The sequence below is a fragment of the Ruegeria sp. HKCCD7628 genome, assembly GCF_057221005.1.
On sequence record NZ_JBWVBA010000009.1, the window covers coordinates 125,502 to 139,065 of the forward strand.

The 13,564-nt window shown below is 57.9% G+C and carries 15 protein-coding genes; 6 read left to right on the forward strand and 9 right to left on the reverse strand.

The window, feature by feature from the left end; all coding sequences use genetic code 11:
- Positions 1-95: 95 nt before the first annotated feature.
- The gene (locus AC2TAD_RS17410) at positions 96-581 is read left to right on the forward strand and encodes an RNA pyrophosphohydrolase (protein ID WP_480869130.1); all 486 of its coding nucleotides are present in this window, start codon (positions 96-98) and stop codon (positions 579-581) included.
- Here the strand turns inward: AC2TAD_RS17410 and AC2TAD_RS17415 are convergent.
- Positions 569-1,246 (reverse strand): NYN domain-containing protein, encoded by a 678-nt coding sequence (locus AC2TAD_RS17415; RefSeq protein ID WP_480869131.1) that lies wholly within the window; start codon positions 1,244-1,246, stop codon positions 569-571. The genes AC2TAD_RS17410 and AC2TAD_RS17415 overlap by 13 nt on opposite strands.
- 143 nt (positions 1,247-1,389) lie before the next feature.
- On the opposite strand from AC2TAD_RS17415, the gene AC2TAD_RS17420 reads away from it, so the two are divergent.
- Both AC2TAD_RS17420 and AC2TAD_RS17425 read left to right on the forward strand, forming a co-directional pair.
- A complete protein-coding gene (locus tag AC2TAD_RS17420; protein WP_480869132.1) occupies positions 1,390-2,763 on the forward strand; it encodes a radical SAM protein in 1,374 nt (457 codons plus the stop codon).
- Positions 2,760-3,599, forward strand: coding sequence for a DUF547 domain-containing protein (locus tag AC2TAD_RS17425; protein ID WP_480869133.1), 840 nt, complete (start codon positions 2,760-2,762; stop codon positions 3,597-3,599). The genes AC2TAD_RS17420 and AC2TAD_RS17425 overlap by 4 nt, the downstream gene beginning before the upstream one ends.
- Before the next feature lie 4 nt (positions 3,600-3,603).
- Here AC2TAD_RS17425 and AC2TAD_RS17430 read toward each other — a convergent pair whose 3' ends face one another.
- Both AC2TAD_RS17430 and nth read right to left on the reverse strand, forming a co-directional pair.
- Entirely contained in the window at positions 3,604-4,593 is a 990-nt protein-coding gene (locus tag AC2TAD_RS17430) for an adenosine kinase (protein ID WP_480869134.1), read from the reverse strand.
- Positions 4,590-5,234, reverse strand: a complete 645-nt coding sequence (gene nth / locus AC2TAD_RS17435; RefSeq protein WP_170355982.1) for an endonuclease III — start codon at positions 5,232-5,234, stop codon at positions 4,590-4,592. Before nth ends, AC2TAD_RS17430 begins: the two co-directional genes overlap by 4 nt.
- 116 nt (positions 5,235-5,350) lie before the next feature.
- Here nth and AC2TAD_RS17440 point away from each other — a divergent pair, with 116 nt between their 5' ends.
- Positions 5,351-6,193 (forward strand): bifunctional helix-turn-helix domain-containing protein/methylated-DNA--[protein]-cysteine S-methyltransferase, encoded by an 843-nt coding sequence (locus tag AC2TAD_RS17440; RefSeq protein WP_480869135.1) that lies wholly within the window; start codon positions 5,351-5,353, stop codon positions 6,191-6,193.
- Positions 6,194-6,243: 50 nt separating this feature from the next.
- On the opposite strand, the gene AC2TAD_RS17445 is transcribed toward AC2TAD_RS17440, so the two are convergent.
- Positions 6,244-7,683, reverse strand: coding sequence for an aldehyde dehydrogenase family protein (locus AC2TAD_RS17445; RefSeq protein WP_480869136.1), 1,440 nt, complete (start codon positions 7,681-7,683; stop codon positions 6,244-6,246).
- 208 nt (positions 7,684-7,891) lie between these two features.
- On the opposite strand from AC2TAD_RS17445, the gene AC2TAD_RS17450 reads away from it, so the two are divergent.
- The gene (locus tag AC2TAD_RS17450; protein ID WP_170355987.1) at positions 7,892-8,542 is read left to right on the forward strand and encodes a peroxiredoxin; all 651 of its coding nucleotides are present in this window, start codon (positions 7,892-7,894) and stop codon (positions 8,540-8,542) included.
- 44 nt (positions 8,543-8,586) lie between these two features.
- Here the strand turns inward: AC2TAD_RS17450 and AC2TAD_RS17455 are convergent, their stop codons facing one another.
- The 3 genes from AC2TAD_RS17455 to AC2TAD_RS17465 form a co-directional block, all read right to left on the reverse strand.
- Positions 8,587-9,309, reverse strand: coding sequence for a glycosyltransferase family 25 protein (locus tag AC2TAD_RS17455; RefSeq protein ID WP_480869137.1), 723 nt, complete (start codon positions 9,307-9,309; stop codon positions 8,587-8,589).
- 69 nt (positions 9,310-9,378) lie between these two features.
- Positions 9,379-10,068, reverse strand: coding sequence for an outer membrane protein (locus AC2TAD_RS17460; RefSeq protein ID WP_480869138.1), 690 nt, complete (start codon positions 10,066-10,068; stop codon positions 9,379-9,381).
- Between the two features lie 133 nt (positions 10,069-10,201).
- On the reverse strand, positions 10,202-10,687 hold the full coding sequence (locus tag AC2TAD_RS17465) for a PACE efflux transporter (protein ID WP_480869139.1): 486 nt from the start codon (positions 10,685-10,687) through the stop codon (positions 10,202-10,204).
- 256 nt (positions 10,688-10,943) lie between these two features.
- Here AC2TAD_RS17465 and AC2TAD_RS17470 point away from each other — a divergent pair, with 256 nt between their 5' ends.
- Positions 10,944-11,579 (forward strand): DUF1326 domain-containing protein, encoded by a 636-nt coding sequence (locus AC2TAD_RS17470; protein ID WP_170355995.1) that lies wholly within the window; start codon positions 10,944-10,946, stop codon positions 11,577-11,579.
- A gap of 40 nt (positions 11,580-11,619) precedes the next feature.
- On the opposite strand, the gene AC2TAD_RS17475 is transcribed toward AC2TAD_RS17470, so the two are convergent.
- Both AC2TAD_RS17475 and AC2TAD_RS17480 read right to left on the reverse strand, forming a co-directional pair.
- Positions 11,620-12,501 (reverse strand): amidohydrolase family protein, encoded by an 882-nt coding sequence (locus tag AC2TAD_RS17475; protein ID WP_480869140.1) that lies wholly within the window; start codon positions 12,499-12,501, stop codon positions 11,620-11,622.
- Complete coding sequence (locus tag AC2TAD_RS17480) at positions 12,498-13,511, reverse strand: ester cyclase (RefSeq protein WP_480869214.1); 1,014 nt, start codon at positions 13,509-13,511, stop codon at positions 12,498-12,500. The genes AC2TAD_RS17475 and AC2TAD_RS17480 overlap by 4 nt, the downstream gene beginning before the upstream one ends.
- Between the last annotated feature and the right edge of the window lie 53 nt (positions 13,512-13,564).

Sequence of the window (13,564 nt, forward strand, 5' to 3'; positions counted from 1 at the left end):
ACGTCAACGTTGTCACGTGAAACCTAACGTCAAAGTCTTTGCTGTTAGTCTGGCAGTTGATACAGAACCTGCATAGGAAAATTACGAGGCCCAGCATGACCCCCGACCAGATCGCTAAACTGCCCTATCGTCCCTGTGTCGGGTTGATGCTCATGAATGCAGAGGGCAAGATTTTCGTCGGGCAACGTAATGACCGCCACAAGGACGCCTGGCAGATGCCGCAGGGTGGTGTGGACAAAGGTGAAGACCCGCGCGATGCCGCCCTGCGCGAGTTGTGGGAAGAAACCGGCGTGACCGCAGATCTGGTCGAGGTGGTGGCCGAAACCCCCGGCTGGCTGCCATATGATCTGCCTCATGACATCGTGCCGAAAATCTGGAAGGGGCGCTATCGCGGGCAGGAACAGAAATGGTTCCTGCTGCGTTTCACGGGGCGCGACGATCAGATCAATATCGAAACTGAACACCCGGAATTCACCCAATGGAAATGGCAGGAGCCCGCCCATCTGGTGGACGAGATCGTGCCTTTCAAGCGGGGCGTTTACGAACAAGTGGTCGCCGCTTTTGCGGATCACCTGGACTGAGCGATTTGTTCAAACCCGTCCGGTTTGAGCCGCACATGTGCATTCTGACCAGCCGGGTCCAACTCATATAATTCAGGCTTGGATTTCAGGTATTGCCGCCAGGTTTTCTCGGGGCGGTCGCTAATCCTGATGCCGTGCTGCCGGTGCATTTTGGCCCCAAGGATGGTCAGTTGCATCCCTGTTCCGGTTTTGCTGTTGCTCGCAATGATATTGCGGATTTGGCAATCCAAATCCGAGACCGATTTGGGTCGCAGCGCCTTAGGTTCCGAAAGTTTTAACTCGACGAACCGAACACAGGACGCGCGTATGCTTTCAGGGGTTTTGCCCTCACCTGCACCGATTGTGGTCACGCCACGCTCGCGCAATCTCCGGTGCAGGTGAACGAAGTTCCCGTCCGAGCTTGCGATCACGACAACGTCGATACCTTGTTGCCGAGCCACGTCCATCGCGTCGATGGCAAGCAAAAGATCGGTCGCGTTCTTTCCGCTTCCGCTGTGGATCAGGTGAAAAGCGCCGACCTCATGCCAGGAGGAATTGCGCCTTGCATTCATGTATACCCGCGCGACGTCCACCCGACCCGCCTGATGACCGGCCTGTAGGATCATATCGCTGTGATGGGCACTCAAATTGTCGCCATTGACCAATACGGCAACGCGCTGTGTCATGCGTATTAAATATCCTTTGTTCAATTCTCGGTTTGATAGTCTCGGTTTAAGGCGAAACTTGGGCCCCCCCCTTCACTCACCCTGCGACAACTTGCCGTGAGGGGGCGTAGTTCGCACGTCGGCCCGTCTCTAGCTTGGTGCGCATGAGAGACACCGTTCACAGCCCCCCCGCCATCGTCCCCGCCGGGCGCAAATTCACCGGTTCCGACCGCCGCGCGCCTCTGCGCGAGGGATTGCAAAGCTGTGGGGAGTATCACGCCGGGCAGACGGCGGGGCGGTTCTATCCTATCGCCTGCGTCGCGCTTGAGGTCACGCAGCGATGTAATCTGGATTGCACGCTGTGTTATCTCTCGGACCGGGCCGAGATGACCTATGATCCGCCTCTTTCGGTTCTGTTCGCGCGGTTGAAGACGATCCACAGCCACTATGGTACCGGAGTGTCGGTTCAGTTGACCGGGGGCGACCCGACCCTGCGCAAGGTCGAAGACCTTGAGGCGCTATGCCGCGAAATCAAGCGTTTGGGGATGCGGTCCTGCCTGATGACCAATGGCATCCGCGCCAGTCGCGCTTTCCTGACGCGGTTGGCGGCGGCGGGGCTGGATGATGTGGCTTTTCACGTGGATATGACGCAAGAGCGCAAGGGGTTCACCTCCGAGGTCGAGTTGAACACCGTCCGCCGTGCTTATATCCGACGCGCGCGCGGGTTGGGCCTGCGCATCCTGTTCAACACCACCGTGTTCGAGGGGAATTTTGATGACCTTCCCGCATTGGCGCGGTTTCTGCGTGACCGACCCGAGGTCGCCTTTGTCTCGTTCCAGATGCAGGCCGATACCGGGCGCGGCGTGTTGCGCGAACGGCCCGAGATGATCACGCAGGACAGCGTCGCGCGTTCGATTGAAGCGGGATACGAGGCCCCGCTGCATTTCGGCACGGCAGCTGTAGGGCATTCCAAGTGCAACAGTTATGCCAGTGTTGTAACAGCAGGCGGGCGGGCTGTTTCGTTGTTGTCAAACCAACCGCTGGTGCATCGGGTGATGACAGCGCTGGAAGGGGTGGACGACAATCAGGATGCCCATATCCGCATTCGTCCCAAGGTCATGCGAATGATCCGGCGGCATCCTTTGCTGGCCTTGCGCGCATTGGGTCAACTTGGGCTGAGCATCACTCGTCTGGGCACTGGTCTGCTGCGTGGCCCGGTGAGGAGGCAGGCGGTGTTCATTCACAATTTCATGGCGGCAGATCAGTTGGACGAGGATCGCTGCGCCTCGTGTGTGTTTATGGTGGCCACGGCGAATGGGCCGCTGTCGATGTGCGTCCACAACGCGCAGCGCGACATGCATCTGGCTAGCCCTGACCGGATTGACGGGCCCACAGGCCCAAGCTGGTGGAACGCCGCTGTTCCGCGCCTGTCGAATGGGCCGGACCTGCCCGAGCTTAGCGACCCGGCCCTCGCCCCGATGAAACGGTTGAAAGGGCAGATGCGCGCCCTGCGCCAAATCCGAAAGGATGCCTCATGAGACGTTTGCTGATCCTTCTGTTGCTGCCCTTGCTGACCGCCTGTGCCAGTGTCGAACGTCTGGCCCTCCCTGCGCCCGAACCTTTGACGAACAGTGCCCTGACCCGCGCTGCCCAACCACCCGGAGAGCGTGTGGATCACCGCGACTGGACCGCCTTTTTGAACCGCTATGTCGCACCCGATGCGCAGGGGGTGAATCGCCTGGCTTACGGGCAGGTCTCGGCCGACGACAGGGTGCGTTTGGACGGGTATATCGAAGATTTGCAAGCGGTGGACCCTGCGGCGCTGACCCGTGATCAACAGTTGGCCTATTGGATCAACATGTACAACGCGGTGACGGTGGATGTGATCCTTGAAAACTACCCCGTCGCCTCGATCCGCGACATCAAGGACGGGCCGCTGTCGATCGGGCCGTGGAACCGGCCTCTGGTCACAGTCGCGGGGCAGAGCTTGACTCTGAACGAGATCGAGCACCGCATCATCCGCCCTGAATTCAACGAACCGCGCATCCACTATGCGTTGAACTGCGCCGCTGTGGGCTGCCCCAACCTGATGAACCGTGCCTGGCAGGCCGAGACGTTGGAGCGTGACTTTGCCGCTGCCGAGCGCGCCTATATCAACGACCCGCGCGGGGTGCTGTTCAATGACAATGGCGGGCTGATCCTGTCCAAGATCTTCATCTGGTTCCGCGAGGATTTCGGACCGAACGAGCAGGCGGTTCTAGCGTATATCCAGACGGTCGCAGATCCGGATCTGAAAGCCCGATTGCAGGACGCGCCGCGTGTCCGGGCCTATCAATATGATTGGGCCCTGAACGACGCGGCAGCGGGGTCTTAGGCGCTTACAGCAAGCCTTCTGCCCGCAGCAGCTCCTGCATGTTTGCCTCGGGGCGGGGGCCGATATGGCTGATCACTTCGCGGGCGCAGACATTGCCGATCTTGGCGCAGGTCTCGTAATCGCGCCCTGTGGCCATGCCAAACAGGAACCCTGCCGCGAACTGATCGCCCGCACCGGTGGCGTCCACGGGCACAACCTTTTCCACCGGTACATCCACGCGCTGACCGCCGAACAAAACCGTCACGCCATCACCCGACCGGGTACATACGACCAGAGGGCAAATCGCGGCAGTTTTGGCCAGAGCGTCCTCAAGATCATCGGTTTCGAACAGCGACTTGATCTCGGCCTCGTTGCCGATCACGAAATCCAGCTCGTTCTCGATCAGCAGCAGGAAATCGACCCGGTGACGTTCCACGCAGAACGGATCGGAAATCGCGATCCCCGCCTTGCCGCCACCCTTGTGACAGGTGCGCGCAGCCTCAAGAAACGCGGCTTTGCCCTTTTCCTTGTCGAACAGATACCCCTCAAGGAACATGATCTGGCTGTTGCCTGACACGTCCTCGGATACGTCCCGAGATGACAGTTCCGAGGAAATGCCCAGATAGGTGTTCATTGACCGTTCGCCATCGGGCGAGACAAAGATCATCGAGCGTGAGGTCGGCAGCTCGCCACCCGGCACCGGCGGGTTGACGAAATCGACGCCGTCCTCATTCATCGCATCGGCATAGAACCGCCCCAGCGCGTCGTCATGCACCCGGCCAATGAATGCCGCATCCAGACCCAGCGCGCCCGCACCCGCGATGGTGTTGGCAACCGAGCCACCCGGCGTCTGCACGCGACCCTCCATCGATGCATAGAGCACCTCGCCGCGTTCCTGCTCGATCAGCTGCATGATGCCTTTTTCGATGCCCATCAGCTCCAGAAAGCTGTCATCGGCCTGTGAGATCACGTCCACAACGGCATTTCCGATACCGGTGAGCTGGTAGGTTTTCATAGGGTTTTGTCCTCGAATTGACAGAGATCGCGGATGATACAGGTTCCGCAGAGGGGTTTGCGCGCCTTGCAGTGATAGCGTCCATGAAGGATCAGCCAGTGATGCGCGTGAAGTTGAAAATCTGCGGGAATATTGTCTTCGACGGCGCGCTCGACCGCGTCCACGTCTTTGCCGGGGCAGATACCGGTACGGTTCCCGACGCGAAAGATATGCGTGTCCACCGCCTGTGCCGGTTGCCGCCACCACATGTTCAGCACCACATTGGCCGTCTTGCGCCCGACACCGGGCAGCGATTGCAGCGCGGCGCGGGAATTGGGCACTTCGCCACCATACTCATCGACCAGAATACGACTGAGTTTGATGACGTTCTTGGCCTTCTGGCGGAACAGGCCGATGGTCTTGATATGCTCGGTCAGGCCCTCTTCGCCCAGATCCAGCATCTTTTGCGGCGTGTCGGCGATTTTGAACAGCTCTTTGGTGGCTTTGTTGACGCCCGCATCGGTGGCCTGCGCCGACAGCGCGACGGCGACGACCAGAGTGTAGACGTTCACATGATCCAACTCGCCCTTGGGTTCGGGGTCGGCGTCCTGAAAACGCGTAAAGATCTCGCGGATCGTGTGGTAGTCGAGTTGCTTTGCCATCCGGGCCTTAATGCCGCCCAAGGGCCTGTGACACAAGCCCAAAGCCAATGCGCAGGTTTCGGGTCGCGGGGATGAGCGTGGCGGGATATAATCGGGGACAGAAGATGAGGTGAGATATGAACGTCCAGACACCGGAAAGCGGATACCATTACAACGTCATGCGCCGCGCGATCGAGCTGATCGATCAGGGCGGCGAATCCCTGTCGCTGGACGAACTGGCCCGCCAGATGGACATGAGCCCGGCGCATTTTCAGCGCCTGTTCTCGCGCTGGACCGGGGTGTCGCCGAAACGCTATCAGCAATATCTGACGCTGGGCCACGCCAAGGCGCTGCTGCGCGAGCGGTTCACCACGCTGGAGACGGCGCATAACGTGGGGCTGTCCGGGTCCGGTCGCCTGCATGATCTGTTCCTGAAATGGGAATCCATGAGCCCCGGCGAATACGCCCGCAAAGGCGATGGCCTGACGATATACTGGGGCTGGTTCGACTGCCCCTTTGGCCCGACTTTGGTGATGGGCACCGACAAGGGCATCTGCGGCATGGCCTTTGGCGCGGAAACCGGCGAAGCGGCGGCGATGGAGGATATGACCTCGCGCTGGCCCAAAGCCCGCTATGTCGAGAATGCCGAAAAACTGCGCCCCTGGGTCGAGGCGTCATTTGGTGCCGATCGCGCGGTGACGCCGCTGCACCTGATCGGCTCGCCCCTGCAGATCAAAGTGTGGGAAGCGCTGATGCATATCCCTTCGGGGCAGGTCACGACCTATTCCGAGATCGCGCAGCGGGTGGGGTCACCACAGGCGGTGCGGGCCGTGGGCACGGCGGTTGGGCGCAACCCGGTCAGCTGGCTGATCCCCTGTCACCGGGCGTTGCGCAAATCGGGCGGCCTGGGCGGTTATCACTGGGGTCTGCCCGTCAAACGTGCGATGCTGGCCTATGAAGCCGCGCAGGCGGATGCCTGAAACAGAGCGAGGCACCGCAAGGTGCCTCACTATTGGATCACTAGGGATGCTTACTCGGTAGCCCAGCCGCCGACGGCTTTGACCTCAAGGAAATCTTCAAGCCCCCAAACACCGCCTTCACGCCCGTTGCCTGATTGCTTCATCCCACCAAACGGAGACCCAGCACTGCGCGACTGGCCGTTCATCTCAACCATGCCGGATCGCAGCACGCGGGCCATGCGGTTGGCGCGGTCACCGTCCTGTGTCTGGACATAGTTGGTCAGGCCATAAGGCGTGTCATTGGTAATCTCGACGGCCTCTTCTTCGGTGTCGAAGGGGATCATGGTCAGGACCGGGCCAAAGATTTCCTCTCGCGCGATGGTCATCTGGTTGGTGGCGTCGGCAAAGACGGTGGGGCGCACGTAGTAGCCCTTGTTCAGACCCTCGGGCCGTCCGGTGCCACCGGCAACCAAACGAGCGCCTTCGTCGATGCCCTTCTGGATCAGGTCTTGTATCTTAGTCCACTGCAGTCCGTTCACTACGGGGCCGATATGGCGACCCTCTTCCAGCGCGGGACCGACGGCGACTTTGGCGGCCACCTCGGCTGCGGTTTCAACCGCTTGGTCATAGATCGGGCGCTGAACCAACATACGGCTTGGCGCATTACAACTTTGGCCGGTGTTGTTCATCATGTGCAAAACGCCACGTTTGACCGCTTTTTCATCGGCGTCCGCAAAGACAACGTTTGCGCCTTTGCCGCCCAGTTCCAGATGCACTTTCTTCAGTGTATCTGCTGCATTCTTGGAAATCGCAGTTCCCGCGCGGGTCGAACCTGTAAAGCTGATCATATCCACGTCCGGGTGCGCCGACAGCTGAGACCCCACGTCCACACCATCACCGTTCACCAGATTGAACACGCCTGCAGGAAAGCCTGCCGCGTCCATCATCTCGGCGAAGATCATCGCGTTCAGGGGGCTTTGCTCGGACGGCTTCAGCACCATCGTACAGCCTGCAATCGCCGCTGCGCCAACTTTCAGGGTAATCTGGTTCATCGGCCAGTTCCATGGCGTGATCAATGCGGCAACACCCACCGCCTCGTAGATGATCCGGTCATTGGGCGCATGATCGCCCAGCGGGCGTTCAAATTGGAATGCCTTTGCGGCGCGGATAAAGTTCTTAAGATGGTAAACCCCTGCGCCTGATTGCTGCGTACGGGCCATGTCGATTGGCGCGCCCATTTCCATAGACATCGCCTGCGCAAGGTCTTCTGAACGTGATGCGTAGACCTCGACCAGTTTCTCGACCAGAGCGATGCGGTCTTCTACCGGGGTTCCCATCCAGCCCGGGAGGGCCGCCTTTGCCGCCGCTACAGCAGCGTCGGTATCCGGTTGTGATCCAAGGGAAATGACCGCACAGGGCTCTTCGGTCGAGGGGTTGATGACTTCGAAATCATTGGTCGCTGCAGGACTTATCCATTCGCCATTGATGTAGAAGTTACGCTTTTCGATCATGCTGCAACCCTTTCGTAGTTGACCCGACCGGTTGGTCGGTTTTTCGCCGCAACCTTGTCACCATGGTAGACGCCGGGCAAGGGACAATTCCGTGTGGGCTTCAAATCGAAATGCGTGAATTTAAACTCGATCTGGAAACAGCAGTTTAACTTATGGGCAAATTGATTAAGTTCTCATCAGGCTTACCAGTATCAGAAGGAGAGGCCCCATGGGTTTGCGTATCAATGACACCGTCCCGAATTTCACCGCAGAAACGGATCAGGGCACCATTCAGTTTCATGACTGGATTGGCGATAGCTGGGCGATTCTGTTCTCGCACCCAAAGGATTTTACCCCTGTCTGCACCACCGAGTTTTCCGCCGTTGCGCAGTTGAATGACGAATGGGCGGCGCGAAACACCAAGGTTCTTGGCGTCTCGGTCGACGGCGTAGAGGACCACAAGAAGTGGAAAAAGGACATCGAGGCTTACGGCAACGCCAATCCCGGTTTCCCTATCATCGCTGATGACGGGCTTGCGGTTTCAAAAGCCTTCGACATGCTGCCCGCCGAAGCGTATTTGCCCGACGGCCGTACCCCTGCAGACAGCGCCACGGTGCGCTCTGTCTTTATCATTGGCCCCGACAAGCAATTGAAGCTGTCGATGACCTATCCGATGACAGTGGGCCGCAACTTTGCGGAAATCCTGCGTGCGCTGGACGGTCTGCAAATGAGCAGCAAGGGCGTTGCAACCCCGGCCAACTGGGTACCGGGCGAGGACGTGATTATCCCGCCTGCAGTTTCCAACGAAGAAGCCAAAGAGAAATTCGGCGAGTTCGAAACGATCTTTCCCTATCTGCGCAAAACCAAAGCGCCAAGCTAATACACAGAGCGGGGCGTAAAGCCCCGCTTTTTTAACTGCGCGTGTTAGGCGTTAACCCGTTGAGGGTGTTGCATCAGTTTTGCCCTGTATGCCGCGCGTTTGAACTCGCGTGTCAGCTTGTCGCTGACCGGGGGTCGGAATTGAATAGTCGAGCCGCCAATCTCGCCCGCGACTTCCTGATTGCCGCTGCCTTGCAAAGAATGGATCGGTTGTCCGGTAAGCCAATGCATCTGCAGGAACGTATCTATCGGGCGGTCGATTCGATTTGTCACCGCAAGCAAACGTTCCGCAGCCCGACGCCCGACCAGTTGGCAGACGCATTGCAAGCCAATGACTTTGGGCAAAATAAGCCTCAAATCCTTTCGTCTTGCCAGCACCTCCGCAGCGGTTTCACGCTGTTTGACAGGGATACGTATGTAGTGATCCGGAGTGGCAATCGGCTTGATCAGCTCAAGGGCCTGCTTCATGCGTTCTGGGTCGATGCGCAGGTCGTCTTCGGTGGTGATGGCCAGATCAATCTTTTCATCGACCATTTTTTGCCAAATTCGCCGATGGCTTTGAAACACTCCGATCTCGGCCGGGCGTAATTCAAACGGGTATTCGGGGCGGTAAAGATTACCCGGAAATAGTTGGACATCGTTTATTTGTTGCGGATCGCGACCATCCACAGCCTCGATTAACTCGCCATTTGGCAGATCCTGGCACAGCTTTGCAGCGTTCTTCTGCCGGGCGGTGCTGGAGGACATATGAATGATAAATGAACGCATGCCCCCGTGCATAGAGCACAGGAACACGCGGGGGAAGAGAAACCGGAGAGAAACTCTTCCCCTATGCTATCAGAACTGCTGGCGGACACCGAAATTTACGCTAAACGCGTCGATATCGTCTTCGACAGTTCCGGTCAGCGCTCCGTTCGGGGCCAGACGATCAGACGAAACGTCAAAGGCGCGCGAATAGCGGGTATCCAGCGTCAGAGAGGTGTTGGCGCTTACGTCATAAGATACACCTGCGATGATCTGGGCTGCAAAGGTCGTGTCGCTGTCGTCCAGTTCGACACCCGGACCATAGGCGAAATCCAGGTCGGTATAGATCGCACCCAGGCCCAGGCCTACGTAAGGGGTGAAGGCTCCGGCCTGCTTGAAGTCGACCAGAACGTTCGCAAACAAAGACGTCTGGGTCACATCGCCCGAAACATTGCCTTCGGCGGCCGGGCCGTTTCCGGAAAAGTTCACGCCGTCCACATCGTTGTCACGATAAGACAGTTCCAGTTCGATCCGGGTACCAATGTTGTCGTTGCTCCATTGCGGGATCTCTTTGCCAACGGCCACACCCAGGCCGAAACCACCGTCGAAATCGGTGTCGACGTTTTCTGGGCCGCCATTGACGGTGCCGCTGAAGTCGCTGTCCTGCAGTTGGCTGTAACCAGCGAAGCCCTGAATATACAGGCCGTCTGCCAGACTCTGTGCCGACAATACCGATGCGCTGATCGTCAGTGCCGCCGAGGCGAGAAAAATACGCTTAACCATGTCCATGTCCTTTGTTCCAAATGGTTACGAGCGCACATGTGGGCGAACGCTTCGGCAATAGGAAGGCATGGAGGCTTCACTTCGATTCACAGGTATTTGGGGCTGTGTGAGCAAATAATCGCAACCCGTTTTTTCATACGTTTTGCGGGGCTGACAATTCCAGCGGTTGCATAGCCGCCTTCTGAATTGCGCGCACAGGTTGAACGGGCCGCAGTCGGTCATAAACGATGTGAAATACATAGGTATAGACGGAGTATGTGATCGTCAGGCCGAGGTTAAAGGCCAGCGCGGTTTTTAACGAATGCCCTCCGACATACATCATCAACGGGCACGTGATGATCACCGCTGTGACCTCGTGCAGCACGGCATGAATAATTCGCATCCGATGCGGCCGGGCGCAGGCCAAACGGCAGGTTTGGTTCCTTTCCAGCAGGTCGAACAGGGTGTTGAAGATAGGCGACCATATCAGAATGACGATGGACAGCAGTGTGATCAACGCAAATCCATGCGCCATAGAAGATCCCGCGATATAGGCGTAGACCGGTGAGACAAAGGCAATGCCTATAAGCTCAAAACTGCCGGTTTGTATGACGCGTTCTTTGAACGTCCTCAGTGTCATGACCCATCCCTTCACACACGTGATGACCTTGCTAATTCGGTCTTTTGTCCGAACCTGTCTTTTAGGTCGGCAGGAAATTGTTTCCCTTGGGTAAACTGTCATGCTGAGAGCTCGTTGACTGTGAACTTGGACACAGACCTTTGAGGCGTTCCAGATGATTGGCACCTTGGTTCGGAGTTCTGGGCTAAATGTGCTAGGATACCGGCGTCGGGGCAGATGAAGACAGGTATCGGGCTTTCATTTCAGGAGGGTCACGATGGCATTTACAGATTGGTACGTTGAGGGCGCGGCATTCGGGAACTGCAATTGCGGTTACGCCTGTCCCTGCCAGTTCGAAGAACTACCCACCCATGGGAATTGCCGAGGGTTCGAAGTGCTCGAGGTGTCCAAAGGGCATTTCGGCGAGATCGACCTGACGGGCACCAAGGCGGCACTGATATATGCCTGGCCCGGCCCGATTTTCGAGGGCGGAGGGGAAATGCAGGTGATCATTGATCCGGGTGCGACAGACGCGCAGCGGAATGCGCTGGAGAAAGTGTTCCACGGGGAAGAAACCGACGAAATGGCCACCCATTGGTTCGTGTTCCGTGCCATGTGCAAAACCGTGCATGATACCCTGTATCTGCCGATAGACTTTGATATCGACATTGAAGGGCGCAAGGCCAATGTCACAGTAGGCGACGTGTTGCGATCAACCGGACGCCCGATTCAGGCCCCGCATGGTGGCGGAGAGCACCGGGTGCGCATTGATATTCCCGGTGGGATCGAATTCACCATCGCCGAGATCGGCAGCGCCTCGACCACGGCGAATGCTGCGATCACGTTGGACCTCAAGGATAGCTTTGGCCAGTGGCATGTGTTGAAACACGGGCCGTCGGGGGTCGCCCACTAGGGGCGTTCTGACCGTTTCCGCCCCCTGTTTCACTGAGCCGTTAACGCGCTGCTTCAATGCGGTAAAAGCGTTTCGCCGTGTTGTGAAAGACATCGGTATGACTGGCGACCGGGACGATGGCCTCATGCCGGGATACGGTGTCCTGGTATGTCGCGCTTAGGCTGTCGACCGGGAAATTCGACCCGAACATGCAGCGGTCAGATCCGAATTGGGACAGGCAGGTCTTTATGATGGGCGAAACGCTGTTGGCGCTCCAGCTGTGATCAAACATCCCCAAACCGGACAGCTTGCAAAAAACCTGCGGCAAACAGGACAACGACGTCATGGCATCGGACCACTGGCGCAAGCCTTCATCCGTTCGATCATGCGGTGATCCGGCATGGCACAATGCCACCTGCGTATCGGGGGATTGGGCAAGAACGGCAGCGGTCTGTTGCATCAACTCGGGCAGAAGTTGCAGGTCAAAGGACAGGCCACGCGCCCCCAATTGTTGAAGGCCGGATAGGAAATTGGGGTCCTCAAGCAGCGCATTGGTGCCAGTGACTGCGTCCTCGCCAGGCGCGCGGCCTATGATCTGTCGAACACCGCGCAGGGACGGCAAGGTTTGAAGACGATCGAGTTGTTCACTCAGATCATCAGCCGTCAGATCGCAGAAGGCCACCTGTACCAGAGGCCAGTCCGGAAACTGGTCGGCCACGGATTGAACCCAACGCGCTTCGGCCCACGGGTCTGCTGCTCCTACCTGGATATGTACCGACGCGCCAAAGCCCTGTGCTTCGGTATCCGCGCGGAACTCTGGCAGCAGATAATCCCGTTGGATGGACGCGGGGTCACCGAAAAATCGAACAACCCCTTTTTCGGCCAGCCACGGATATGTCACAGCGGACAGGTCCCAAAGGTGGTGATGCGCATCTATCTTCATGGCGTTTCTATCCCTGTGCTGCGTTCCAGAATGTCGACGCCTTGCCCTTTCCAGAAATGCAGCAGGTCAATGAAAATCCAGTTCTCAGCCAATTTGTCACCATCACGGCGATAAATATCGATCACCCGAAATTCGCCGGTCTGGCCGGTGGCCGGCATCCCCATGAAACCGCCGGTTGTAATGGCCGTAAAGTTGGGCCAGCCGAAAAAGCCGCCGTAATGTCCCTCGGCCAGTCGGCAAATATGATTGGTCTTGGAGCGGTTCGTGAAAGCGGCGCGGAACGGGCCGGAGTGCTGCTTGGCATAGCGTTCGATCGTATAGGTCGCGCCGATACCTTCGGGGCCCCACCACAGCATGTCGCCGTGCCAGCTTTGGGCCAGTTCATCCTCAAGCGATAGCCCGCTGTTCCATTGGCCCAGATCTGCAATCATTGCATTGATCACGGCCAGAGTTTTCTGCCCCTCTTCGATGGGCTGTTCAGTTATCAGCAGCCCGTCATGCGTTCTTGGACCTGGCTGCACCACATGCATGGCGGTCTGCGGTGGGAAGGGGTTCTGCCCGGCCTGCACCATCAGATGCGGAATGTCGAAATACATAGCTGTTTCGACAATCTGCCCCTCGGCGATCCGATAGAAGGCACAATATCGTAGGAAAGTCAGCTTGCCTGTCGGGCGGATGCCCAACCACGGTTGGTCAAACAACCCCATAAGATGCCCCATTGAGACGACCCAGATATCGGCCTCGTCCCGCAATGAGTTCTGTCCGGCAAACAGAATGTCCTCGCGTATTTGAAGATGGGCTAAACTGTGTTTGAGCGGCTGCCAGAATCGGTCCCCTACTTGCGCGGAACCGCTAAGCTGATTGAATGGATGAAAGCCACGCCACAGCATATCTGGTGCGCAAAATTGGCCCAGAACCTGCGTGATTTGATGCTTGCCTGCGCCTTCCAACTTCTTGTGAAAGGCAATGATTAATTTTTTTGCTTTCTGAAAGTGTTCGGAATTTACCATGTTTCTCAGCGTTTTATCAGTTTCATCCGCCAGGGATGAGTCGGGTTTCAGCT

Excerpts from the sequence above, each read along its gene's own strand:
- AC2TAD_RS17410 (WP_480869130.1), top strand. The coding sequence starts at position 96 with ATGACCCCCGACCAGATCGCTAAACTGCCCTATCGTCCCTGTGTCGGG.
- AC2TAD_RS17415 (WP_480869131.1), bottom strand. The coding sequence starts at position 1,246 with ATGACACAGCGCGTTGCCGTATTGGTCAATGGCGACAATTTGAGTGCC.
- AC2TAD_RS17420 (WP_480869132.1), top strand. The coding sequence starts at position 1,390 with ATGAGAGACACCGTTCACAGCCCCCCCGCCATCGTCCCCGCCGGGCGC.
- AC2TAD_RS17425 (WP_480869133.1), top strand. The coding sequence starts at position 2,760 with ATGAGACGTTTGCTGATCCTTCTGTTGCTGCCCTTGCTGACCGCCTGT.
- AC2TAD_RS17430 (WP_480869134.1), bottom strand. The coding sequence starts at position 4,593 with ATGAAAACCTACCAGCTCACCGGTATCGGAAATGCCGTTGTGGACGTG.
- nth (WP_170355982.1), bottom strand. The coding sequence starts at position 5,234 with ATGGCAAAGCAACTCGACTACCACACGATCCGCGAGATCTTTACGCGT.
- AC2TAD_RS17440 (WP_480869135.1), top strand. The coding sequence starts at position 5,351 with ATGAACGTCCAGACACCGGAAAGCGGATACCATTACAACGTCATGCGC.
- AC2TAD_RS17445 (WP_480869136.1), bottom strand. The coding sequence starts at position 7,683 with ATGATCGAAAAGCGTAACTTCTACATCAATGGCGAATGGATAAGTCCT.
- AC2TAD_RS17450 (WP_170355987.1), top strand. The coding sequence starts at position 7,892 with ATGGGTTTGCGTATCAATGACACCGTCCCGAATTTCACCGCAGAAACG.
- AC2TAD_RS17455 (WP_480869137.1), bottom strand. The coding sequence starts at position 9,309 with ATGCGTTCATTTATCATTCATATGTCCTCCAGCACCGCCCGGCAGAAG.
- AC2TAD_RS17460 (WP_480869138.1), bottom strand. The coding sequence starts at position 10,068 with ATGGTTAAGCGTATTTTTCTCGCCTCGGCGGCACTGACGATCAGCGCA.
- AC2TAD_RS17465 (WP_480869139.1), bottom strand. The coding sequence starts at position 10,687 with ATGACACTGAGGACGTTCAAAGAACGCGTCATACAAACCGGCAGTTTT.
- AC2TAD_RS17470 (WP_170355995.1), top strand. The coding sequence starts at position 10,944 with ATGGCATTTACAGATTGGTACGTTGAGGGCGCGGCATTCGGGAACTGC.
- AC2TAD_RS17475 (WP_480869140.1), bottom strand. The coding sequence starts at position 12,501 with ATGAAGATAGATGCGCATCACCACCTTTGGGACCTGTCCGCTGTGACA.
- AC2TAD_RS17480 (WP_480869214.1), bottom strand. The coding sequence starts at position 13,511 with ATGGTAAATTCCGAACACTTTCAGAAAGCAAAAAAATTAATCATTGCC.